The following is a 17,399-nucleotide window of genomic DNA, read 5'->3' as shown; positions in this document are numbered from 1 at the left end:
AGGAGCAGGCGCATGACGCATCTCAACCGACGTAACGTGATTCAACTCGCGGCGCTGTCCGCGCTAGGCGGCAGCGTGCTCGGCGAACTGCCGGCCTCGGCCGACGACCCGCGCGAGCCGGGGCAGTTCGGGCCGGCGTCACTGAGCGCGGCCATCGTCGGCATGGCCGTCGACGGCACCACCGGGTACTTCGTCACCCGGGGGCAGACGCCGCCGAAGGTGGTCACGTACGACATCGTTTCCCGCACCGTGACCGACGTGGTCTCGCTCGAACGGGGCGACGGCGGCTGGGCCTGCACCGTCTCCGGCGGCAAGGTCTACATCGGCACGTACTCGTTCGGCGACATCGTCGAGTACGACCCGGCGACCCAGACCACCCGGCGACTCGGCGCCATCGGCCCGTCCGGCACGATCGTCTTCGCCGCCACCACCGCACCGGACGGCGTCGTCTACCTCGGCACCTATCCCCGTGGCGAGGTCTGGTCCCTGCAACCGGCGACCGGAGCGCTGACGAACCTCGGGCGCGCCTTCCCCGGATCCCAGTACGCCCGGCTGCTCGCCGCGGACGAGAGCTACGTGTACGCGGGCACGATCCCCTCCCACATCGTCCGGATCGACCGCAGCACCGGGGTGAAGGTCGACATCATGCCCGCCGGCACCCCACTCGACGCGGGTCTCGGCGCACTGGCCGCGGGCGGCGGCCGGGTCTACGCCGCGTCCGCCTTCGGGGTCCATGACATCGCCCGCGACGGCTCCGGCTACGTCGAGGTGCCCGCCGACGAGGAGTACCTGGTCGACTCCCTGACCGTCACCGACGACGGTGGGCTGCTCGCCCTCGGGCGGCTGACCGGATCGATCCTCCGCCGGGAGTCCGACCGGTTGGTCAAGATCGCCCAGGGCCCGGAAGGCGACGAGGGACGCGGGGTGGCGCTGCTCCCCGACGGAACCGTCTTCGCCGCCAACGGCAGTGGCCGGGTGTCGGCCCTCGCGCCCGGCCGGGACACGGTGGAGCAGGACGACCTGACCGACGACGCACGGGCGGCCGGACCCGAACTCCTCCAGTCGATGTGCGCCGCGCCCGACGGCTCGGTCTACGTCGGCGGGCACTTCGCGATCACCGTGCACGAACCCGCTCGCGGCATCAGCCGCCGGTACCCCGTCGCCGGCGAGGCGAAGGACATCGTCGCGTGGCGGAACCGGATGATCAGCGCCCTGTACCCGAGCGGCGAGGTCATCGACCTGGACCCCCGGACCGGCCGGGTGCGCAGCTTCGGCAGGATCGGCAACAACCAGCAGCGGCCCTGGGACGTGGTGCACCACAAGCCGTCGGGCCTCGTCCTGATCGCGTCGGCCCCGCGCTACGGCAGCCTACAGGGCGCCCTCACGCTCCTCGACCCGGCGACCGGGAAGATGGACGTACGCCTCGACATCCTGCCGAACCAGGCGCTGAACGCCATCGCGCTGGACGGGGACCTCGCCTACATCGCCGGAGACACCTGGGGCGGCAACGGGATCCCGCCTACCGAACCCACCTCCCAGGTGGCGGTGTTCGACATCAGCCGTCGCGAGGTGGTCGACCGGTTCGCGCCGCTGCCCGACCAGCCCAGCATGCAACACGTCGAGGTCCTCAACGGGGCGCTCTACGCGCTCTACAAGCGCACGAGCGGCACGTGGCTCGCGTACGACCTCACCACCCGCACGGTCCTGCGGTCCGGCAAGCTCAGCGGCTACGGGGAGATCGTCGCCCACCGCGGCCGCGTCTACGCCGGGGCGAACTTCGGCGACAACATCTACGAGCTTGGCCCCGGGCTGGAGTCGGCGGTGCCGCTGCACACCGGCATCGGCACCAACTGGTACACGGTTCCTCGGATCGAGCCCGTCCTCGGGGCTCGCAAGGCGTGGACGGCGGTGGATCGGAACCTCGCTCTGATCGAACTGCCCTCCTGACGGGTCGTACCGCGTAGGGTGTCGCTCGGCGATGACGGTGGGCAATCTACTGAAGGACCACGGGTTCAGCGTGCAAGCGCAGGCCAAGACCCTGGAAGGGGAGCAGCACCCGGACCGCGACACCAGTTCCGGTATATCAACAAGCAGGTCAAGCAGCATCAGGCCGCGGGTGAGCCGGTGATCAGCGTGGACAGGAAGAAGGAGATGCTCGGGCAGTTGCCCAACATGGGCAGGCAGTGGCGTCCGAAGGGCGACCCGGTCAAGGTTGACGAACACACTTCTTCTCCGGGTTGACCGGTGAGGCGGCGATCCCGTACGGCGTCTACGACCTGACCGCTAACACCGGTTGGGTCAACGTCGGCGTCGACCACGACACCTCGGCGTTCGCGGTCGCCTCGATCGGCCGGTGGTGGCAAACCCGGGGCCGGCTCGTTTACCCGCAGGCCACCCTGCCCCTGCCGGAAATCTCATCCGCCCTGCTAGGAGCCGGAGCGCGGGGTGTACGGGATGTCGACCCCGATTGCTGTCGCTGGGGCTCTCGCGCCGCTGGTGATCGCCGGGGCATGATGGTCGGCCGTGCTGGCGCGGCACGACACCATACGCGCCTGATTGGGCCGGTTCGCCACCTCGGCCACCTTGGCGGGCCGTTCAGCTACAGTCGCCCCCGCACGCCGACAAACGAGACGACAAGCGAGACGAAGGCATGACGCCCGTGGTCGACGTTTTCCCACATGCCACCGCCCGTCAGCATGCCGCACCCAACGTCGTCGCTGTCAGCGTTACTGTTCACGGTCGCTTCGCCGGCACCGCGGCCGACGCCCGTCCTCGCTGGGGGAGCCCGCAAGGAGCACCGGCAACTGACTTCCGATCACACTAAACGGCCGAGGCACGAGCGCCGGCTTGACCCTGAACCCATGAAGGTGAATCCGCTATTCCGCCATGCGCGCCGACGCGGCGATGACGAGCACGAGTGGCGCGATCAACAGCACCGGCGACCATGCGGGCAGGTGCCTGGCCATCAGCGCACCGACGACGGCACCGGTGATCAGGGCCAGCAGGACGTGGGCCTTGGGCCGCAGGCTGTGCCATGGGCTTCGGGCAGCGACCCCGGCGATCAGGCTCGTGAGCGTGCCGGTCAGGTACGTGGAGGAAAGGCCCGGTACGCCGAAGCGCTGAATGGCACTGCTCTGGACGCCCAGCGCCGCTGCCGACAGCATCAGGAGTCCAAGATCGACCTGCTCCGAACGACTGGGCAGGTTGACCACCCAGACGACGAGAAAGACGACGAACACCAGGAGTTCCAGGACGAGCGTGTGGGTGACCCGGCGGGGCCAGACAGGGTCGTCCGGCTGCGCCGAGCCAGCGAGGCGGGCGCCGGCGAGGACGCCGGTGATGAAACTGAGAATGGCGCAGCCGGAGGTCAGGGCAAGGTCGCCAGCGCCGCTGCCCGCCGAGAGCCCGAGCAGGACCATGTTGCCCGTCATGACGCTCGAAAAGGCTCCGCCGAGGGCCAGGAAGCCGATGGCGTCGGCGCTACCGGTCAGGAAGGTGAGCACGACAACGAGGGCCTGCCGCCGCCGCGCGAGGTTCCGGTTCCCCGTCACCGCGGCGCGCAAGCGCATGACGGATGGCACTGTTTTCAGCACGGTCGGCTATCCTCCCCAAATTGTTCTTCGTATACGCTCTGCCTGGACGATTCACGGAGAGGCGGTCAGGTTGGCTGATGACCTGCGAGGCAAGCTCGGCGCTCAACACCTGCCGCTACGCGACCAGGTCCTCGCCGCACTACGGACCGCCATCATCAACGGCGACTACCTTCCCGGCGAGCGGCTGACCGAGGATCGGCTGGCCGAGGACTTCGCCGTCTCCCGCAACCCGGTCCGGGAGGCACTGCGCGTCGCGGAGGCGGAGGGTTTCGTCGTGATCCTGCCCCGCCGCGGGGCGGTGGTCGCCTCCCCGAGCAGTGCGACCATCGCGGACATGTTCGCCGTCCGCCAACGCCTGGAGTCGCTGGCCGCCCGGCTGGCGGCCGAGCGGGCGACGGCGGCGGACGTGGCCGCCCTGCGGGGCCTGCTGGAGCAGGGCCGCGAGGCGACGCAGGAGCAGGACCTCGCCCGGGTCGCCGAGCTCAACAGCGCCCTGCACCTGCGGATCCTCGAGATCAGCGGCAACCCGTGGCTGTTGTCCATCGCCAAGGCGCTCTACCTCCATGTGCAGTGGGTCTTCCGGCTGGGCGCCGCGGAACGGGCACCACACTCGTGGGCCGAGCACATCCAACTGGTCGACGCCATCGAGTCGGGTGACGGTGACCGGGCCGAGCGGGCCGCACTGGCCCATCTCGATGCCGCTTCCGCTGCCGCGTACGAGAACGCCGAGGCCGGATACGGAGCCCGCTGAGGCGTCAGCGGCCGCAGGCGTAGCCCTGCATGCCACGCGGGTTCGCTCCGGCCGAAAGCACGCCGGTGTCCGGATGGCGGGTCACCGCACAGAGGCGACCCAGGCTCCACGCGCCGGACAGCCGCACCTCGTGCCCCTGCGCGCGCAACGCCGCCAGGACATCCTCGTCCAGCCGGTCCTCCACCACGAGAACGCCGGGCTCGTGGTCGCGCGGGTAGAACGAGGCCGGCAGGCTGATGGTGTGCCACATCGGCGCGTCGATGGCTTCCTGCAGGGACCGACCTCCGGCGAGATGGCGCAACAGGAACAGCAGCTGCCACTGGTCCTGCTGGTCGCCACCAGGAGTGCCGAACGCCAGGATGGGTTTCCCGTCGCGGTACACCATGGTCGGGCTCAGCGTGGTGCGCGGCCGGCGTCCCGGCGCCAGTGACGAGGCGAGACCTTCCTCCAGCCAGAACATCTGGAGCCGGCTGCCGAGGGGGAAGCCGAGGTCCGGAATGGTGGGAGAGCTCTGCAGCCAGCCGCCGCTCGGCGTGGCGGAGATCATGTTGCCCCAGCGGTCGACCACGTCGACGTGGCAGGTGTCGCCCCGGGTCACCCCGTCCGACTGCACCGTCGGCTCGCCCGTCGTGGGGTCCGCGAGGTCGACCCGGCGTCCGGCACCGCGTCGCACGTGAGCCGCGAGGCGTGGCTCGGCGCCTTCGGGGCGGCCCGGTCGCAGCTCCGCTGACGCGCGGTCCCCGATGAGGCCGGCCCGCTCCCGCGCGTACTCGCCGGAGAGCAGCGCCTTTGCGGGCACCGGACCGTCGCCGTACCAGGCCTCACGGTCGGCGAAGGCGAGCTTGAGGGCCTCGGCCTGGGCGTGGATGCCGGCCGCGGTCGACGGGTCGTACGCCCCGGGGTCGTCGAGCGCGTCGAGAACCGCCAGGGTCTGCAACAGCACCGGCCCCTGGCCCCAGAAACCGGTCTTTGCCACCGTGTAGCCGCGCCAGTCGAGGGTGGTCGGTTCCTCCCAGGTGGCCCGGTAGGCGGCCATGTCCGCACCGGTGACGAGACCGGCGTGCGCGCGTCCGCTGGAGTCCTGGAAGGGTTCCCGGCTGAACCGGTCGACCGCCTCGGCAACGAAGCCTTCACCCCAGGCGCGACGTGCGGCCTCGATCTGCGCCTCCCGGTCCGAGCCCGCTGCGCGGCCGGCGTCGACCAGTCGTTGCAGGGTCTGCGCGTACGCCCGGTTGGTGAACAGCTCCCCCGCCGCCGGTGGCCTGCCGTCGCGGAGCCAGAGCTGGGCGGAGGTGGGCCAGTGCTCCTCGAACAGCGACCGCACGGCGGCCACGGTGTCGCCGACCCGGCCGATCAGCGGGTGACCCGCGCCGGCGTAGCCGACCGCCGGCTCCAGCACCTCCTCGAGGGAGAGCGTGCCGTGGTCGCGCAGCAGCAGGAGCCAGGCGTCCACGGCGCCGGGGACGGCCGCGGCGAGCGGGCCGGACCCGGGGATGAGGTCCATCCCGAGGGAGCGGAAATGCGCGATGGTGGCGCCGGCCGGCGCCGGCCCCTGCCCGCAGAGCACCCTCGGGGTCGGGTCGTGCGCGGTGGCGACGATTGCCGGCACCTCACCGCCGGGCCCGTTCAGGTGTGGTTCGACGACGTGCAGCACGAATCCGGCGGTGACCGCGGCGTCGAAGGCGTTCCCACCGCGCTCAAGGATCCCCATGGCGGACTGGCTCGCGAGCCAGTGCGTCGAGGACACCATCCCGAAGGTTCCCTGCAGGGTCGGCCTGGTGGTGAACGTCATGACAACACCTCACTCGAGTCGGCGGCGGCCCGGACGTCGGGCCGGGTGCCGTCGGGCTGGACCAGGTGGCAGGCGGCCATGCCGCCGCCGAACGCCACCTGTGCGGGTACCTGCGTGGCGCAGCGGTCGAACGCGAGCGGGCACCGGGTGCGAAAACGGCAGCCGGACGGCGGATCCAGCGCGGACGGCAGGTCGTCGCCGAGCAGCACCGGTTGACGCTGCCGTTGACGGACCGGGTCGGCCACCGGCGCGGCCGCCAGCAGCGCCTGGGTGTAGGGGTGGGCCGGGCGCGTGAAGATCCGCTCGCGCGTGCCCTTCTCCACGAGTTGACCGAGGTACATGACGGCGATGTCGTCGGCCAGGTACTCGACCGCGGACAGGTCGTGGGTGATGAAGAGGCAGGCGAACCCGATGTCGCGTTGCAGGTCGGCGAGGAGGTTGAGCACCGACGCCTGCACCGACACGTCGAGTGCGCTCGTGGGTTCGTCGGCGATGAGCAGCTTGGGCTCGGAGATCAGAGCCCGGGCGATGCTGACCCGCTGACGTTGGCCCCCGGAGAGCTCGTGCGGATACCGGCGGGCGACTTCCGTCCGCAGGCCCACCCTGCCGAGTTCCTCGGCGGCGCGGGCCTCCCGGTCGCGTCGGGTGATCCGCTTACCGGACAGCCGCAACGGCTCGGCCACGATCTCGCCGACCAGCATGCGCGGGTCCAGCGAGCCGGCGGGGTCCTGGAAGACGATCGACACGTCATTGCGGTGCTGGCGTAGCTGTCGCCGGGTCAGCTGGGTGACATCGGTCCCGGCGATCCGGACCACGCCCGCGGTGGGCTTCTCGAGCCGCACCACGCACCGGCCCACGGTCGACTTTCCCGAGCCGCTCTCCCCCACCAGCGCCGTGACCCGGCCCTTGGGAATGGTGAGGGTGATCCCGTCCACGGCCCGTACCGGCCCGAAGTGCATCACCAGGTCCTCGAGTTCGAGGGCGTTCGGTTGCGGCGTCATGCGGTTGTCTCCTGGGGCTGCGTCCGCGGCGCCGGGCAGGGATGCCAACAGGCCGCGAGGTGGTCCGTCACCGCGGTTCCGACCGCTTCGAGAGGCGGCGCGGCCTCCCGGCACCGCGAGTCGGCGGCGGGGCAGCGATCCGCGAAGGTGCAGGCGTCGGGCTGGGTGGACAGGACGGGCACGAGGCCGGGAATCTCCTGCAGCCGCTCGGTACCGGCGTGCTTGCCCGGCGTCGGCGAAGCCGCCAGGAGCCCGGCCGTGTACCGGTGGTACGGATGCGCGAACAGGTCGGTGACCGGTGCCCGCTCCACCACCCGCCCGGCATACATGACGACGACGCGGTCCGCGATGTCGGCGATCACGCCGAGGTCGTGCGTGATGACGAGGATGGTCGTGCCGAGCCGGTCCCGCAGGTCCCGGAGCACCTGCAGGATGCCGGCCTGCACCGTGACGTCCAGGGCGGTGGTGGGTTCGTCGGCCACCAGCACCTTCGGGCCGCAGGCCACCGCCATCGCGATCATCACGCGCTGGCGCATGCCGCCGGAGAGCTGGTGCGGGTAGTTGTCGACGCGCTGCCCGGCGGACGGGATTCCGACGAGTGAGAGCAGCTCGACGGCGCGGGCCCGGGCGGCCCGCTTGGACATCCGCTCGTGTACCTGCAGGACCTCCCCGATCTGCCGCCCCACGGTGAGCACCGGGTTCAGCGAGGTCATCGGCTCCTGGAAGATGTAGGCGATCTCCTTGCCACGCACGCGGCGCAGCACCGACTCCCGAACGCCGACCAGCTCGGTGCCCTCCAGCCGGACGGAGCCGGAGACCCGGGCGCTGTCGGGCAGCAGGCCGGCGATGCTCATCGCCGTGACGCTCTTGCCGCAGCCCGACTCGCCCACCATCCCGACGATCTCTCCGGACGCGAGCTCCAGGCTCACCCGGTCCACCGCCGAGACGGTCCCGCCCTCGGTGGTGAACGAGACCGAGAGATCGCGTACTTCCAGGACGGGCGTCCCGACCGCGGCGGAGGATGCGGCCGCCCGTTCGACCGAGGTCATCGCCGGTCTCCCTTCGGATCGAGGGCGTCCCGAAGGGCGTCGCCGAAGACGTTGAACGCCAGCGCCAGACCCATGATCACGACGCCGGGCAGGACGGCTGCCCAGGGTGCGCGGGCGGCGAACTGCTGGGCGGAGGCCAGCATGGTGCCCAGGCTGGGGGCCGGGGGCTGGATGCCGAGGCCCAGGAACGACAGCACCGCCTCGCCCAGGATCGCGGCCGGGATCGCGACGGTGGCCTGCACCAGGATCACCGACGTCGCGTTGGGCAGGATGTGCCGGGCGAGCACCCACAGGTCACTCGCGCCGTCCACCACAGCGGCGGCGACGAAGTCCAGCGACTTGAGCCGCAGGGTGTCCGAGCGCACCACGCGGATCACCCCCGGGATCTGCGCGATCCCGATGGCCACGGCCGCGTTGGTGAGACTGGCGCCCCGGATGGCCGCCAGCCCCACCGCCATGATCAGGAACGGGAACGCGAGCAGCAGGTCGGTGAAGCGCGAGATCACCGCGTCCCAGGACCGGAAATAGCCCGCGGCCAGTCCGAGCGGCACCCCGATGATCAAGGAGGTGGCCACCGCCAGGAGTGCCACCAGCAGGGAGGCCCGCGCCCCCAGCATGATGCGGGACAGGACGTCCCGGCCCAGGTCGTCGGTCCCCAGCAGGTGACCGGGGGTGCCCGGCGGCGAGAACGTGTGGGCGAAATCGGTCTGCTGGACGTCGTGGGGAGCGATCCAGGGCGAGAGCAGGGCGACGACGGCCGCGAGCGCGAGCACGACGAAGCTCACGACGGCGAGCGGGTTCCGGCGCAGTCGCCGGAGGACCCGGGTGCGCCGGCTGATGCCGGCGGGGCCGGCCTCCGCCATCGGTACGGTGAGGACGGTCATGCCGGCTCCCCCGTCACCCGGATACGTGGGTCGATGACCGAGTAGAGCAGGTCCACCAGGAAATTGATCACGATGTACGCCGTCGCGGTGAGCAGGACCACCGCCTGGATCACCGGATAGTCCCGCTGGAACACCGCGTCGATTGTCATCTTGCCGAAGCCCGGCAGCCCGAAGATCTGCTCGGTGACGACCGCTCCGGAGATCAGGCCACCGAGCTGCAGGCCCACGATCGTCACCACCACGATGAGGCTGTTCCGGAGGGCATGCCGGGTGATGACGGCCCGTGGCCGGAGACCCTTCGCCTTCGCCGTACGGACGTGGTCCGAGGAGAGCGCCTCCAGCATCGCCGAACGCGTCTGCCGCATGATGATGGCGGCGAGGCCGGTGCCGAGAATGACGGCCGGCAGGACGATGTGGTGCAGGTTGCCCGCGGGGTCCTGCAGCAGTGGCACGAATCCGGAGGCCGGGAAGAGCCCCGCCGCCACGGAGAGGTAGAGGATCGCCAGCAGTCCGAGCCAGAAGTGCGGCACGGACAATCCCACCAGGGCCAGTCCGTTGGCCAGCCACTCGGCGGGACGCCCGCGGCGGACAGCCGCGAGCACCCCGGCCCCGACACCGAGCGCGGCGGCGAGGAGGATCGCCAGGAGGGACAGCTCGACCGTGACGGGCAGGGCGGTCGTGAGCATCGACGAGACCGGTATCCCGGTTCGGATCGACACCCCGAAGTCGCCCTGCGCGACGCGTCCCACGTACTGCGCGAACTGGATGGGCAGCGGCTGGTCGAGCCCGTAGTGATGCCGGATGGCCTCCAGTGCCTCCGGGGACCGGTCCTCGCCCGCGAGGGCGAGGGCCGGGTCCCCGGGCAGTGCCCGCACCCCGAGGAACACCACGACCGTCGACAACAGCAGCGTCAACGCTGAGTGCCAGGCGCGTGTGAGTAGATACCGAGCCACGGGGCGACCTACTTGGTGAATCCGGCGAAGGCCGCGCGGATCACGCCGTCGGGGAAGACCTGCAGGCCCTGGATCTTCTTGGAGACGGCGGTCAGGTTCCGCTGCCGGTAGAGGTAGATGAGCGCGTCGTCCTGCTGGAGGATCGTCACCGCCTGCCCGTACAGCTTCTTGCGCTCGTCGAGGTCGTTCGTCTGCCGAGCCTGGGTCAGCGCGGCGTCGAGCTGCGGGTTGCTGTAGCCGGAGACGTTCTGGCTGCCGCCGGTGCCGACGAAGTTTGTGATGTTGGCATCCGGGTCGATCCGCCCGCTCCAGCCCAGCTGCAGCAGCTCGAAGTTGCCGCGGTCCTGCTCGTCGAGGAGAGAGGAGTACTCCACCGGGTTGATCTTGAGGTCGAATCCGCCGTCCTTGACCATGGCCTGCAGCGCCTGCGCGAGGCGCAGCGAGTCGGGCGTGTTCGAGATGAGCATCGCCACCGGGTAGGGCGTCTGAACGCCGGCCTCGGACAGCAACTGCTTGGCCTTGGCGGGATCGTGCTGGGGGCACGCCTGCGCTTCCTCGGACGAGAACGGACTCGCGGGCGATATCGGCGAGCAGGCGGGGGCGAAGAGTCCGTTGAAGACGGCCTGGACCAGTGCCTTCCGGTCGAGGGCGTACTCGAAGGCTTGCCGGACCTTGGCGTTCTGCGCGATCGGGCGGTTGATCGGCTTCGGCGTGGTGCCGACGCCGTCGACATTGCCGATGTTGAAGGTGAGACCCTGGTACCCGAGCGACTGGGACTGCAGGACGCTGAGCGAGGAGTCTCCGCGCAACGCCCCGTAGTCCTGCGTGGAGATGCTGTCGGCGACCTGAGCGTCACCGGAACGCAGGTTGGCGGCCCGAATGCTCGCGTCGCTGAGGATGTGCCACGAGATGGCGTCGAGGTTGACCTTGGTGGCGTCGTAGAAGTTCTGGTCTCGCACCACGTCGATGGAGTTCTGCGGCACCCGCTTGGCGAACTTGAAGGGCCCGACGCAGACCGGCGCGCTGGCGAAGTTGTCGCCCAGGCTCTGCAGCGCCTTCGGGCTCATGATCATGCCGGCCCGGTCCGCCAACGCCCCGACCAGAGGTGCGAACGGCTGCTTCAGGTGGATCACGACGCTGTTGGCATCGGGCGTGTCGACGGTGTCGATCGGACCGAGCTCGCTCTTTCGCGCGGACCGGGCGTTGGTCAGGTGCCGTTGCAGGGTGGCCTTGACCGCGGCGGAATCGAACGGCGTTCCGTCCGCGAAGCGCGCGCCCTGGCGCAGCGGAATGGTGACCGTCTTACCGTCACCACTGAAGGTCGGTAGTGCGGTGGCCAGCTGCGGCACGACCTGCGCCTGCTCGTTCACGTCGTAGAGCTTCTGGCAGATCGCCTGGAAGACGTAGCGCGAGTAGAGGCTGCGCGACAACGTCGGGTCCAGCGCGTCGGGCTCCGCGGAGAGGGCGATGACCAGCTTGCCGCCCTTCTTCACCGCGGCCGGGTCCGCCGGCGTACCGAAGTTGTCCTGTCCTGCCGCCTGGTCCTCGCCGGACTTGGCGCCGCCCTCGTCGTTCGACACCGGCGAGCACGCTACGACGGTGCAGGCGACGGCGACCGCCGCCACAGCTGCCCGGAACGGATGGAGCCTTTGCCGGCTCGGTTCACTGAGGTTCGTCATTGGGGGCTCCTCGAGTGGGCGATTCGGGGAGCGTATGTTGTATACGAAGGGCTCCGCAAGACCTCCGTAAATGGCCATCGCGATTGCACGTTGCGAACCTATTGGCCGGGCCGATCAGGAGCGGAGCCGGCGGGAGCAGGGGCCGGCGCGCCGCGAGTGCCGGGCCGCATCGCGAGACCCGGGTCAGCGGCGCAGACGGCGCGCGCAGGGCCGTCGTGGTCGGTGCGGAGCAGGCAGCGCCGGCCGCCGGGCATCAGCGCATCGCAGAAGACCCAGTGGCGTGCATTCTGCTCGTCCTCGGCGGAGACGGTGGTCCTGCCCGGTTCGGTCTGCGGTAGGACGAGCAGCCAGCGGCCGACCACCCGGGCCAGGCGCTGCGCGGCGGGCAGGTCGGCGGCGACGACCGGCAGGTGGATGACGTACCGCTGGGCCACCGCTGGTGTCCCCCGGACGTCGCGGGCGCGGGCCTGGTCGGACTGCCAATGGCGCAGCGCGTCCTTGACGGCGGCGGCCTCCCGGCGGCTCGTGGCCAGCGCGACTCGTTCCCACCCCGCCCGGGACCCTGGACGAGATGTGGGGCATGTGCCGCATCGCGTCCAGTCTCAGGGTGTCCACATCCCAGGGGGAAGCTCACAGTCCCCCACGTCGCCGGTCCACGGCCAGCCGCGGGCCTACGCGATCGCGTGCGTGCAGCGCATCGGCTCGTCGGGTGTGGCCTGGCCGTGGGTGCGCTGAAGATGCGCCTCGCCCCAGACCCGGACGCCTTCCACGACGGGCAAAACCGTGGTGCCGTAGGGGGTGAGCCTGTAGATGATTGGCGCCGGGATGGGTCCGGTCACGACGCGCTCGACGAGCCCGTCAGCCTCGAGTTCGCGCAGCTGCTCGGCCAGCACTTTGGGCGTGATCGGCGCGCCCAGACGGCGGAGGCCGGCGAAGTGGCACTCGCCATGGGCTAGCCAGTACACAAGCGTCAGCTTCCACTTCCCACCGATCGCGGCGAACGCCGCGGCCATCGGGCAGCCGGGCAGAGGATTGGGACGCGACGGCGAGGGGTTACCTGCAGGTGCCTTCTTGCTCATAGGCGTGCTCCGCTCAGATAGTCGGATCATGAACCGTCACACCAAAATCACCGTGCCGTACAAGCAGATCCTGGTCCCGTGCCTGTCGCTTCTCATGCTGACCGTGATAGCGGCGTCGGGCGACGCGGCGGCGGCTCCCCGAAGGGCTTCGGCGGCTGTCGAGGACGGCCAACGTGACTTCGACTGGGAGATCGGTGCCTGGCATACCAAGGTGCGGGTGCTCGCCGATCCGCTCTCGGAGTCCGAGGATGAATGGCTCCACTTCGAGGGTACGAGCGTCGTGCGCCCACTGCTGGACCGGCGTGCGAATGTCGTCGAACTTAAGGTCTCGGGGCCGAACGGACGGATCGAGGGCCTCAATCTGCGGCTCTATGAGCCCCAGGCGGGGCGCTGGAGCCTGACCTTCGTGAACATCCGCGATGGACTGCTCACCCCGTCCGTGTACGGCGGGTTCCACGACGGTGTCGGCGAGTTCTTCGGCGACGACCAGGTCGGGGGACGTGCGATCAAGGTGCGCTTCCTCATCTTCCGGCAGGGCCCGGACAAGGCGAGGTTCGAGCAGGCCTTCTCAGACGACGGCGGGGAGACGTGGGAGACGAACTGGATCGCCGTGGACAATCGAATTGACAATGCCAGCTGAGCTCCTCCAGCCGACTGGAGTTCTCGCTGATCATGGCCTCGAGTTGAGCGACGGCACAGCGGCCGGGAACGGTCGGTCCACTGCGGCGAGCGGTGCCTGGCGAACGGCGAACGGTCGGGTCGGGGGCCATTGCCGTCCACCATCTCGAGGCGCTCGCCCGCAGCACCTCTCCGGGCTCGCAGCGCCGCTCGACGGCTCAACGCACGACGGCGTACCGCACATGGACGGCGTACGGCGAGTGGTGGACTGAAAGTATCTTGAGGTCGATATCGCGGTCGAAGCCCTCGAAGAGCCGCTTCCCGCGGCCGAGGACGACCGGGGCGGTGGTGATGCCGAGCTCGTCGACCACCCCCGCCGTGAGCGCCTGCCGGATGATGTCGGCGCCCCCGCCGATGGCGACTCCGCCGTCCCCGGCCGCACGCCGGGCCGCCGCCAGCGCCTCCTCGAACCCGTTGACCATGAGGAAACCGGTGCTCGGGTCGGGCTGGTCCGCGGTGCGGTGGGTGAGCACGACCATGGTGCCGCCGAACGGGTTCCGGCCGCCCCAGGCGCCGGCGCTGTCGTACATGCCCCGGCCGCACAGGCCGGCGTTCGTCCCCCCGAGCAGCGCGTCGAAGTACGCACGGTCAGCGTCGGTCATGCCGGCGCCGGGTTCGCGTTCCGTCTCGTAGGTCCACGGGCCCCCCATCACCCAGTAGTGGAGCCGCTCGCCGCCGATGCCGAGCCCCTGGCCCTCGCGATCGTCGAGACCGGTGACGTAGCCGTCCAGTGACACGGTGATGCCGGCCTTCACGGGGCCTCGCCGTCCGGTGGTGCTCATGCTTCCTCCTCCGACCAACGGTGCAGCACAGCGGCCAACTGGGCCAGGGCGACATGGGCGGCGTCGAACAGGGCCAGCTTCCGCGGGAAGTTGTGGATGAGCCCCTGGTACCGGGCTGCGGTAACGGGAACGCCCGCCGCCAGCAGCCCGGCGGCGTACCGTTCCCCCTCGGCGGACAACAGGTCGAGTTCGGCGGTGACGACCACGGCGGGCGGCAGGCCGGTGAGGTCGGCCCGCAGGGGGTCCAGATCCGGCTGCGTACGGTCCACGCCGGGTGGGGCGAACGCGTCCCAGAAGAACCGCATCTCCTCCCGGTCCAGGCCGTACTCGTCCAGCCCCGGATAGTCGGCAGCGGGGTCGATGACCGGGCAGACGAGGATCTGTCCCGCAAGCCGGATCCCGGCGTCCCGGGCACGCCGGGCGGTCACCGCCGCCAGGTGCCCTCCCGAGGAGTCACCGGCCACCGCTGTCCGGTCCGGATCGAGGCCGCGCCGAGGCGCCTCGGGCCCGCGCAGCCAGGTGAGCGCGCGCACCATGTCGTCCACCGGAGCCGGGTACGGATGCTCGGGGGCGAGCCGGTAGTCCACGGAGAGAACGGCCCAGCCGGACGTGGCCGCCAGGTGCCGGCACAGCCCGTCGTGGGTGTCCACGCTGCCCATCACCCAGCCTCCGCCGTGCGCGTAGAGGACCACGGGCTTCGCGTCGTCATCTCCGTCGCGGTAGAGGCGGGCGGGCACGCCGCCGGCGTCGACGGTCACCACGGACCGGATCGCCGGGCCGCTGCCCACCTCGGCGGGAGTCGCCTGGACCATGCTGAGTCGTGCCGCCGGCAGGTTGGCCCGGGTGAGCGGGACACGCTGCTGGACTCGCATCGCCGCCCGCGCCTGCGGGTGGAGCCGGCTGGGGTCCACCCGGTCAGTATCGCTGGCCCGGCGGATGTCAGTGTTGCCGACACGGCGGTGCTGGACGGACGAAGAGGCGGCTACGGTCTGGAGCGTGGACGAGCTTCTGCCGGCACTGCCGGAGGACTGGGGCCGCTGTCTCGCGGTGGCCGCACACCCCGACGACCTTGAGTACGGTGCGGCGTCGGCGATCGCCCGCTGGACCGCTCAGGGCAAGCAGGTCACCTACCTGTTGGCCACGCGGGGCGAGGCGGGGATCGACGCGATGCACCCGGAGCAGGCCGGGCCGTTGCGCGAGCAGGAGGAGCGCGCCGGGGCCCGGGAGGTCGGCGTACACGTCGTGGAGTTCCTCGACCACCGCGACGGCGTCGTCGAGTACGGTCCGGACCTGCGCCGCGACATCGTGCGGGCGATCCGCCGCCACCGGCCCGACGTGATCGTCTCGGGCGCATTCACCGTCCGCATGGTGGGCGGTATGACCAACCAGGCCGACCACCGGGCAGTGGGACTGGCGACGCTGGACGCTGCCCGCGACGCGGGCAACCGGTGGATCTTCCCGGAACTGGTGGACGAGGGGCTGCCGCCCTGGGGCGGTGTGCGCTACGTCTGCTTCGGCGGCGCCGAGCGGCCCACGCACGGCGTGGATGTCACCGGTGAACCGTTGCGGCGCGGCATCGCCTCGCTGGCCGCGCACGCTGAATACACCCAGGGCCTGGGTGTGGCCGGACCTGAACCTGGGCCGTTCCTGACCTGGGCGGCCCGCCAGGGCGGGCCGACGCTGGGTGTGGAGGCGGCGGTCCTGTTCGACGTTCACACCCTCGCCTTCGAGGGCCCACCACCCTGGCTCTGAGCCCTGCCGGATCTCCGGCGAGCGTGTCGCGTGCTCGTGAGCACATCCAGTTTGGTCTCGCATGGCTGGCACCCGGGTGCACGATCCGCGGGCCGCCACGTCTCTGACGTCGCCGGTTCCGACTGATCCGGCGGGGCCGCGACCCGGTCAGCAGGCGATGCGGCAGGGCTCAGAGCCAGGGTGGTGGGCCCAACACGGCCCGACCGGCGCTCAAGGTGACAGATCACCACCGCCGTCATCGAGGTCACCGACGAGCGAGTCTGGGGCACGCATGCGCCACGCGTCGATGACGAGCTCCTTCAGCCGATCGACGCTTACCTGCGTCAGGCGCAGCATGACCAGGGGCAAGCCGTCATACGCGGGCGTGGTGAAGAAGACCTCGGGCTCGCCGAGGAGTAACGCCTGCTTCTCCGCTTCGTCGCCCACGTACAGCACCGCGATGTCGCTCCGGATCCGGCGTGCCGTACCGGGTCTGCGCTCCGGGTAGGACCAGACGAACCCTTTGTCGGCGACCCGGAAGTCGAAGCCGTCACTGTCGATCTCGACCACGTGAGGCAGCGCCAGCGCGAGGTGACGGATATCGTCCGCGTCAGCCATCGAAGTCGCTCCAGGACACCGCCTCCTGCATCCGAAAAGCCTAACCGCCGCGCTGCCACCGGCCGCACAGGACCCGACAGCAAGGCTGGCTCCCGCACCGGGGATCAGGTTCAGGTGGGCGCCGATGACATGATCGGGACGGATGCGACCGAGTTCCCGAGAGATGACAGCTCCCCACTCGCCGCCCTGCACCCCCTAGCGCTCGTAGCCCAGGCGGCGCATCAGCTCGGCGAAAGCTGCCGCGACACGCTTGTACTCCCAGCCCCGCTCCCGGGTGGGGCCGAAGAAGCCGAAGCCGGGGATGCTGGGCAGAACCACAGGTGGAAGGCGTCGGCCGGATCGGCGCGTGTGCCCGGGGGTCGGTGAGCGGGCCGGCGATCCGCTCGAACTCGACGATGGACCCGGGCCAGCCGTGCGTGATGATCAGAGGCGTGGCGTCCGGTTCCGGGGAGCGGATGTGCGCCAAGTGGATGTTCGCCCCGTTGATCGTGGTCTTGAACTGCGGCCATTCGTTCAGGCGGGCCTCCGACGCCCGCCAGTCGTACGTGTGCCGCCAGTGGTGTGCGAGGTGGCGCAAGCAGTCCAGGGGAACGCCGTACGCTCAGCCGACGTCCGGCAGCTCGTCCGACCAGCGCGTGTGGTCGAGACGGCGCCACAGGTCGCCCAGATCGCCGTCCGGGATCGCGACGCGGAACGGCCGGATGCTCTCCTCGGCGGCTGTCGTCATATCGGCGCAGTCTGGGGCCTACCCGTCAAGCCGACTCCTCCCGGGCAGGCCGTACCGGCCGTTGACCGGCGTCCGATCCGTT

General features: G+C 70.6%; 17 protein-coding genes and 3 pseudogenes. 5 read left to right on the top strand and 15 right to left on the bottom strand.

The window, feature by feature from the left end; genetic code table 11:
* The first annotated feature begins 12 nt into the window (after positions 1-12).
* Together ACFYPD_RS16095 and ACFYPD_RS16090 are read left to right on the top strand one after the other, a co-directional pair.
* Entirely contained in the window at positions 13-1,947 is a 1,935-nt protein-coding gene (locus ACFYPD_RS16095) for a hypothetical protein (RefSeq protein ID WP_387113508.1), read from the top strand.
* 25 nt (positions 1,948-1,972) lie between these two features.
* Positions 1,973-2,393: pseudogene (locus ACFYPD_RS16090) on the top strand (ISAzo13 family transposase); the annotation flags it as partial.
* 483 nt (positions 2,394-2,876) lie between these two features.
* Here the strand turns inward: ACFYPD_RS16090 and ACFYPD_RS16085 are convergent.
* The gene (locus ACFYPD_RS16085; protein WP_387113506.1) at positions 2,877-3,593 is read right to left on the bottom strand and encodes a YoaK family protein; all 717 of its coding nucleotides are present in this window, start codon (positions 3,591-3,593) and stop codon (positions 2,877-2,879) included.
* A gap of 70 nt (positions 3,594-3,663) precedes the next feature.
* Between ACFYPD_RS16085 and ACFYPD_RS16080 the strand changes: the two genes are divergently transcribed.
* Positions 3,664-4,344, top strand: a complete 681-nt coding sequence (locus tag ACFYPD_RS16080; protein ID WP_387113504.1) for a GntR family transcriptional regulator — start codon at positions 3,664-3,666, stop codon at positions 4,342-4,344.
* Between the two features lie 4 nt (positions 4,345-4,348).
* Here ACFYPD_RS16080 and ACFYPD_RS16075 read toward each other — a convergent pair whose 3' ends face one another.
* The 8 genes and pseudogenes from ACFYPD_RS16075 to ACFYPD_RS16040 form a co-directional block, all read right to left on the bottom strand.
* Positions 4,349-6,136, bottom strand: coding sequence for a gamma-glutamyltransferase family protein (locus ACFYPD_RS16075; RefSeq protein ID WP_387113502.1), 1,788 nt, complete (start codon positions 6,134-6,136; stop codon positions 4,349-4,351).
* Complete coding sequence (locus ACFYPD_RS16070) at positions 6,133-7,137, bottom strand: ABC transporter ATP-binding protein (protein ID WP_387113500.1); 1,005 nt, start codon at positions 7,135-7,137, stop codon at positions 6,133-6,135. The genes ACFYPD_RS16075 and ACFYPD_RS16070 overlap by 4 nt, the downstream gene beginning before the upstream one ends.
* Positions 7,134-8,186, bottom strand: a complete 1,053-nt coding sequence (locus tag ACFYPD_RS16065; RefSeq protein WP_387113498.1) for an ABC transporter ATP-binding protein — start codon at positions 8,184-8,186, stop codon at positions 7,134-7,136. The genes ACFYPD_RS16070 and ACFYPD_RS16065 overlap by 4 nt, the downstream gene beginning before the upstream one ends.
* On the bottom strand, positions 8,183-9,070 hold the full coding sequence (locus ACFYPD_RS16060; RefSeq protein ID WP_387113496.1) for an ABC transporter permease: 888 nt from the start codon (positions 9,068-9,070) through the stop codon (positions 8,183-8,185). Before ACFYPD_RS16060 ends, ACFYPD_RS16065 begins: the two co-directional genes overlap by 4 nt.
* On the bottom strand, positions 9,067-10,023 hold the full coding sequence (locus ACFYPD_RS16055; RefSeq protein ID WP_151460301.1) for an ABC transporter permease: 957 nt from the start codon (positions 10,021-10,023) through the stop codon (positions 9,067-9,069). Before ACFYPD_RS16055 ends, ACFYPD_RS16060 begins: the two co-directional genes overlap by 4 nt.
* 8 nt (positions 10,024-10,031) lie before the next feature.
* The gene (locus ACFYPD_RS16050; RefSeq protein WP_387113494.1) at positions 10,032-11,780 is read right to left on the bottom strand and encodes an ABC transporter substrate-binding protein; all 1,749 of its coding nucleotides are present in this window, start codon (positions 11,778-11,780) and stop codon (positions 10,032-10,034) included.
* A 105-nt stretch (positions 11,781-11,885) separates the two neighbouring features.
* A pseudogene (locus tag ACFYPD_RS16045) lies at positions 11,886-12,136 on the bottom strand (hypothetical protein).
* 237 nt (positions 12,137-12,373) lie between these two features.
* Complete coding sequence (locus ACFYPD_RS16040; protein ID WP_387113492.1) at positions 12,374-12,781, bottom strand: winged helix-turn-helix transcriptional regulator; 408 nt, start codon at positions 12,779-12,781, stop codon at positions 12,374-12,376.
* A 28-nt stretch (positions 12,782-12,809) separates the two neighbouring features.
* Here ACFYPD_RS16040 and ACFYPD_RS16035 point away from each other — a divergent pair, with 28 nt between their 5' ends.
* Positions 12,810-13,421 (top strand): hypothetical protein, encoded by a 612-nt coding sequence (locus ACFYPD_RS16035; RefSeq protein ID WP_387113490.1) that lies wholly within the window; start codon positions 12,810-12,812, stop codon positions 13,419-13,421.
* Between the two features lie 196 nt (positions 13,422-13,617).
* On the opposite strand, the gene ACFYPD_RS16030 is transcribed toward ACFYPD_RS16035, so the two are convergent.
* Both ACFYPD_RS16030 and ACFYPD_RS16025 read right to left on the bottom strand, forming a co-directional pair.
* Positions 13,618-14,241: a dihydrofolate reductase family protein gene (locus ACFYPD_RS16030; RefSeq protein WP_387113488.1), complete on the bottom strand. Its 624-nt coding sequence runs from the start codon at positions 14,239-14,241 to the stop codon at positions 13,618-13,620.
* On the bottom strand, positions 14,238-15,152 hold the full coding sequence (locus ACFYPD_RS16025) for an alpha/beta hydrolase (RefSeq protein WP_387113486.1): 915 nt from the start codon (positions 15,150-15,152) through the stop codon (positions 14,238-14,240). The genes ACFYPD_RS16030 and ACFYPD_RS16025 overlap by 4 nt, the downstream gene beginning before the upstream one ends.
* Before the next feature lie 85 nt (positions 15,153-15,237).
* On the opposite strand from ACFYPD_RS16025, the gene ACFYPD_RS16020 reads away from it, so the two are divergent.
* Positions 15,238-15,993, top strand: coding sequence for a PIG-L deacetylase family protein (locus tag ACFYPD_RS16020; protein ID WP_387113484.1), 756 nt, complete (start codon positions 15,238-15,240; stop codon positions 15,991-15,993).
* A gap of 210 nt (positions 15,994-16,203) precedes the next feature.
* Here the strand turns inward: ACFYPD_RS16020 and ACFYPD_RS16015 are convergent, their stop codons facing one another.
* The 4 genes and pseudogenes from ACFYPD_RS16015 to ACFYPD_RS16000 all read right to left on the bottom strand — a co-directional run bounded on the left by ACFYPD_RS16015 (position 16,204) and on the right by ACFYPD_RS16000 (position 17,317).
* Positions 16,204-16,590, bottom strand: coding sequence for an MmcQ/YjbR family DNA-binding protein (locus tag ACFYPD_RS16015; protein WP_387113482.1), 387 nt, complete (start codon positions 16,588-16,590; stop codon positions 16,204-16,206).
* Positions 16,591-16,785: 195 nt separating this feature from the next.
* Positions 16,786-16,908, bottom strand: coding sequence for a hypothetical protein (locus ACFYPD_RS16010; RefSeq protein ID WP_387114416.1), 123 nt, complete (start codon positions 16,906-16,908; stop codon positions 16,786-16,788).
* A gap of 127 nt (positions 16,909-17,035) precedes the next feature.
* Positions 17,036-17,167: pseudogene (locus tag ACFYPD_RS16005) on the bottom strand (epoxide hydrolase N-terminal domain-containing protein); the annotation flags it as partial.
* Between the two features lie 24 nt (positions 17,168-17,191).
* Complete coding sequence (locus ACFYPD_RS16000) at positions 17,192-17,317, bottom strand: hypothetical protein (RefSeq protein WP_387113480.1); 126 nt, start codon at positions 17,315-17,317, stop codon at positions 17,192-17,194.
* Between the last annotated feature and the right edge of the window lie 82 nt (positions 17,318-17,399).

It is taken from the genome of Micromonospora sp. NPDC005299, from assembly GCF_042872345.1.
Classification (GTDB): Bacteria; Actinomycetota; Actinomycetes; order Mycobacteriales; family Micromonosporaceae; genus Micromonospora.
The sequence above is the reverse complement of the archived record's forward strand: the minus strand, read 5'-3'. Positions and strand labels throughout refer to the sequence as shown.

Coding starts and splice junctions, on each gene's coding strand:
- ACFYPD_RS16095 (WP_387113508.1), top strand. CDS start 13: ATGACGCATCTCAACCGACGTAACGTGATTCAACTCGCGGCGCTGTCC.
- ACFYPD_RS16075 (WP_387113502.1), bottom strand. CDS start 6,136: ATGACGTTCACCACCAGGCCGACCCTGCAGGGAACCTTCGGGATGGTG.
- ACFYPD_RS16070 (WP_387113500.1), bottom strand. CDS start 7,137: ATGACGCCGCAACCGAACGCCCTCGAACTCGAGGACCTGGTGATGCAC.
- ACFYPD_RS16065 (WP_387113498.1), bottom strand. CDS start 8,186: ATGACCTCGGTCGAACGGGCGGCCGCATCCTCCGCCGCGGTCGGGACG.
- ACFYPD_RS16060 (WP_387113496.1), bottom strand. CDS start 9,070: ATGACCGTCCTCACCGTACCGATGGCGGAGGCCGGCCCCGCCGGCATC.
- ACFYPD_RS16050 (WP_387113494.1), bottom strand. CDS start 11,780: ATGGCCATTTACGGAGGTCTTGCGGAGCCCTTCGTATACAACATACGC.
- ACFYPD_RS16040 (WP_387113492.1), bottom strand. CDS start 12,781: ATGAGCAAGAAGGCACCTGCAGGTAACCCCTCGCCGTCGCGTCCCAAT.
- ACFYPD_RS16035 (WP_387113490.1), top strand. CDS start 12,810: ATGAACCGTCACACCAAAATCACCGTGCCGTACAAGCAGATCCTGGTC.
- ACFYPD_RS16030 (WP_387113488.1), bottom strand. CDS start 14,241: ATGAGCACCACCGGACGGCGAGGCCCCGTGAAGGCCGGCATCACCGTG.
- ACFYPD_RS16015 (WP_387113482.1), bottom strand. CDS start 16,590: ATGGCTGACGCGGACGATATCCGTCACCTCGCGCTGGCGCTGCCTCAC.
- ACFYPD_RS16000 (WP_387113480.1), bottom strand. CDS start 17,317: ATGACGACAGCCGCCGAGGAGAGCATCCGGCCGTTCCGCGTCGCGATC.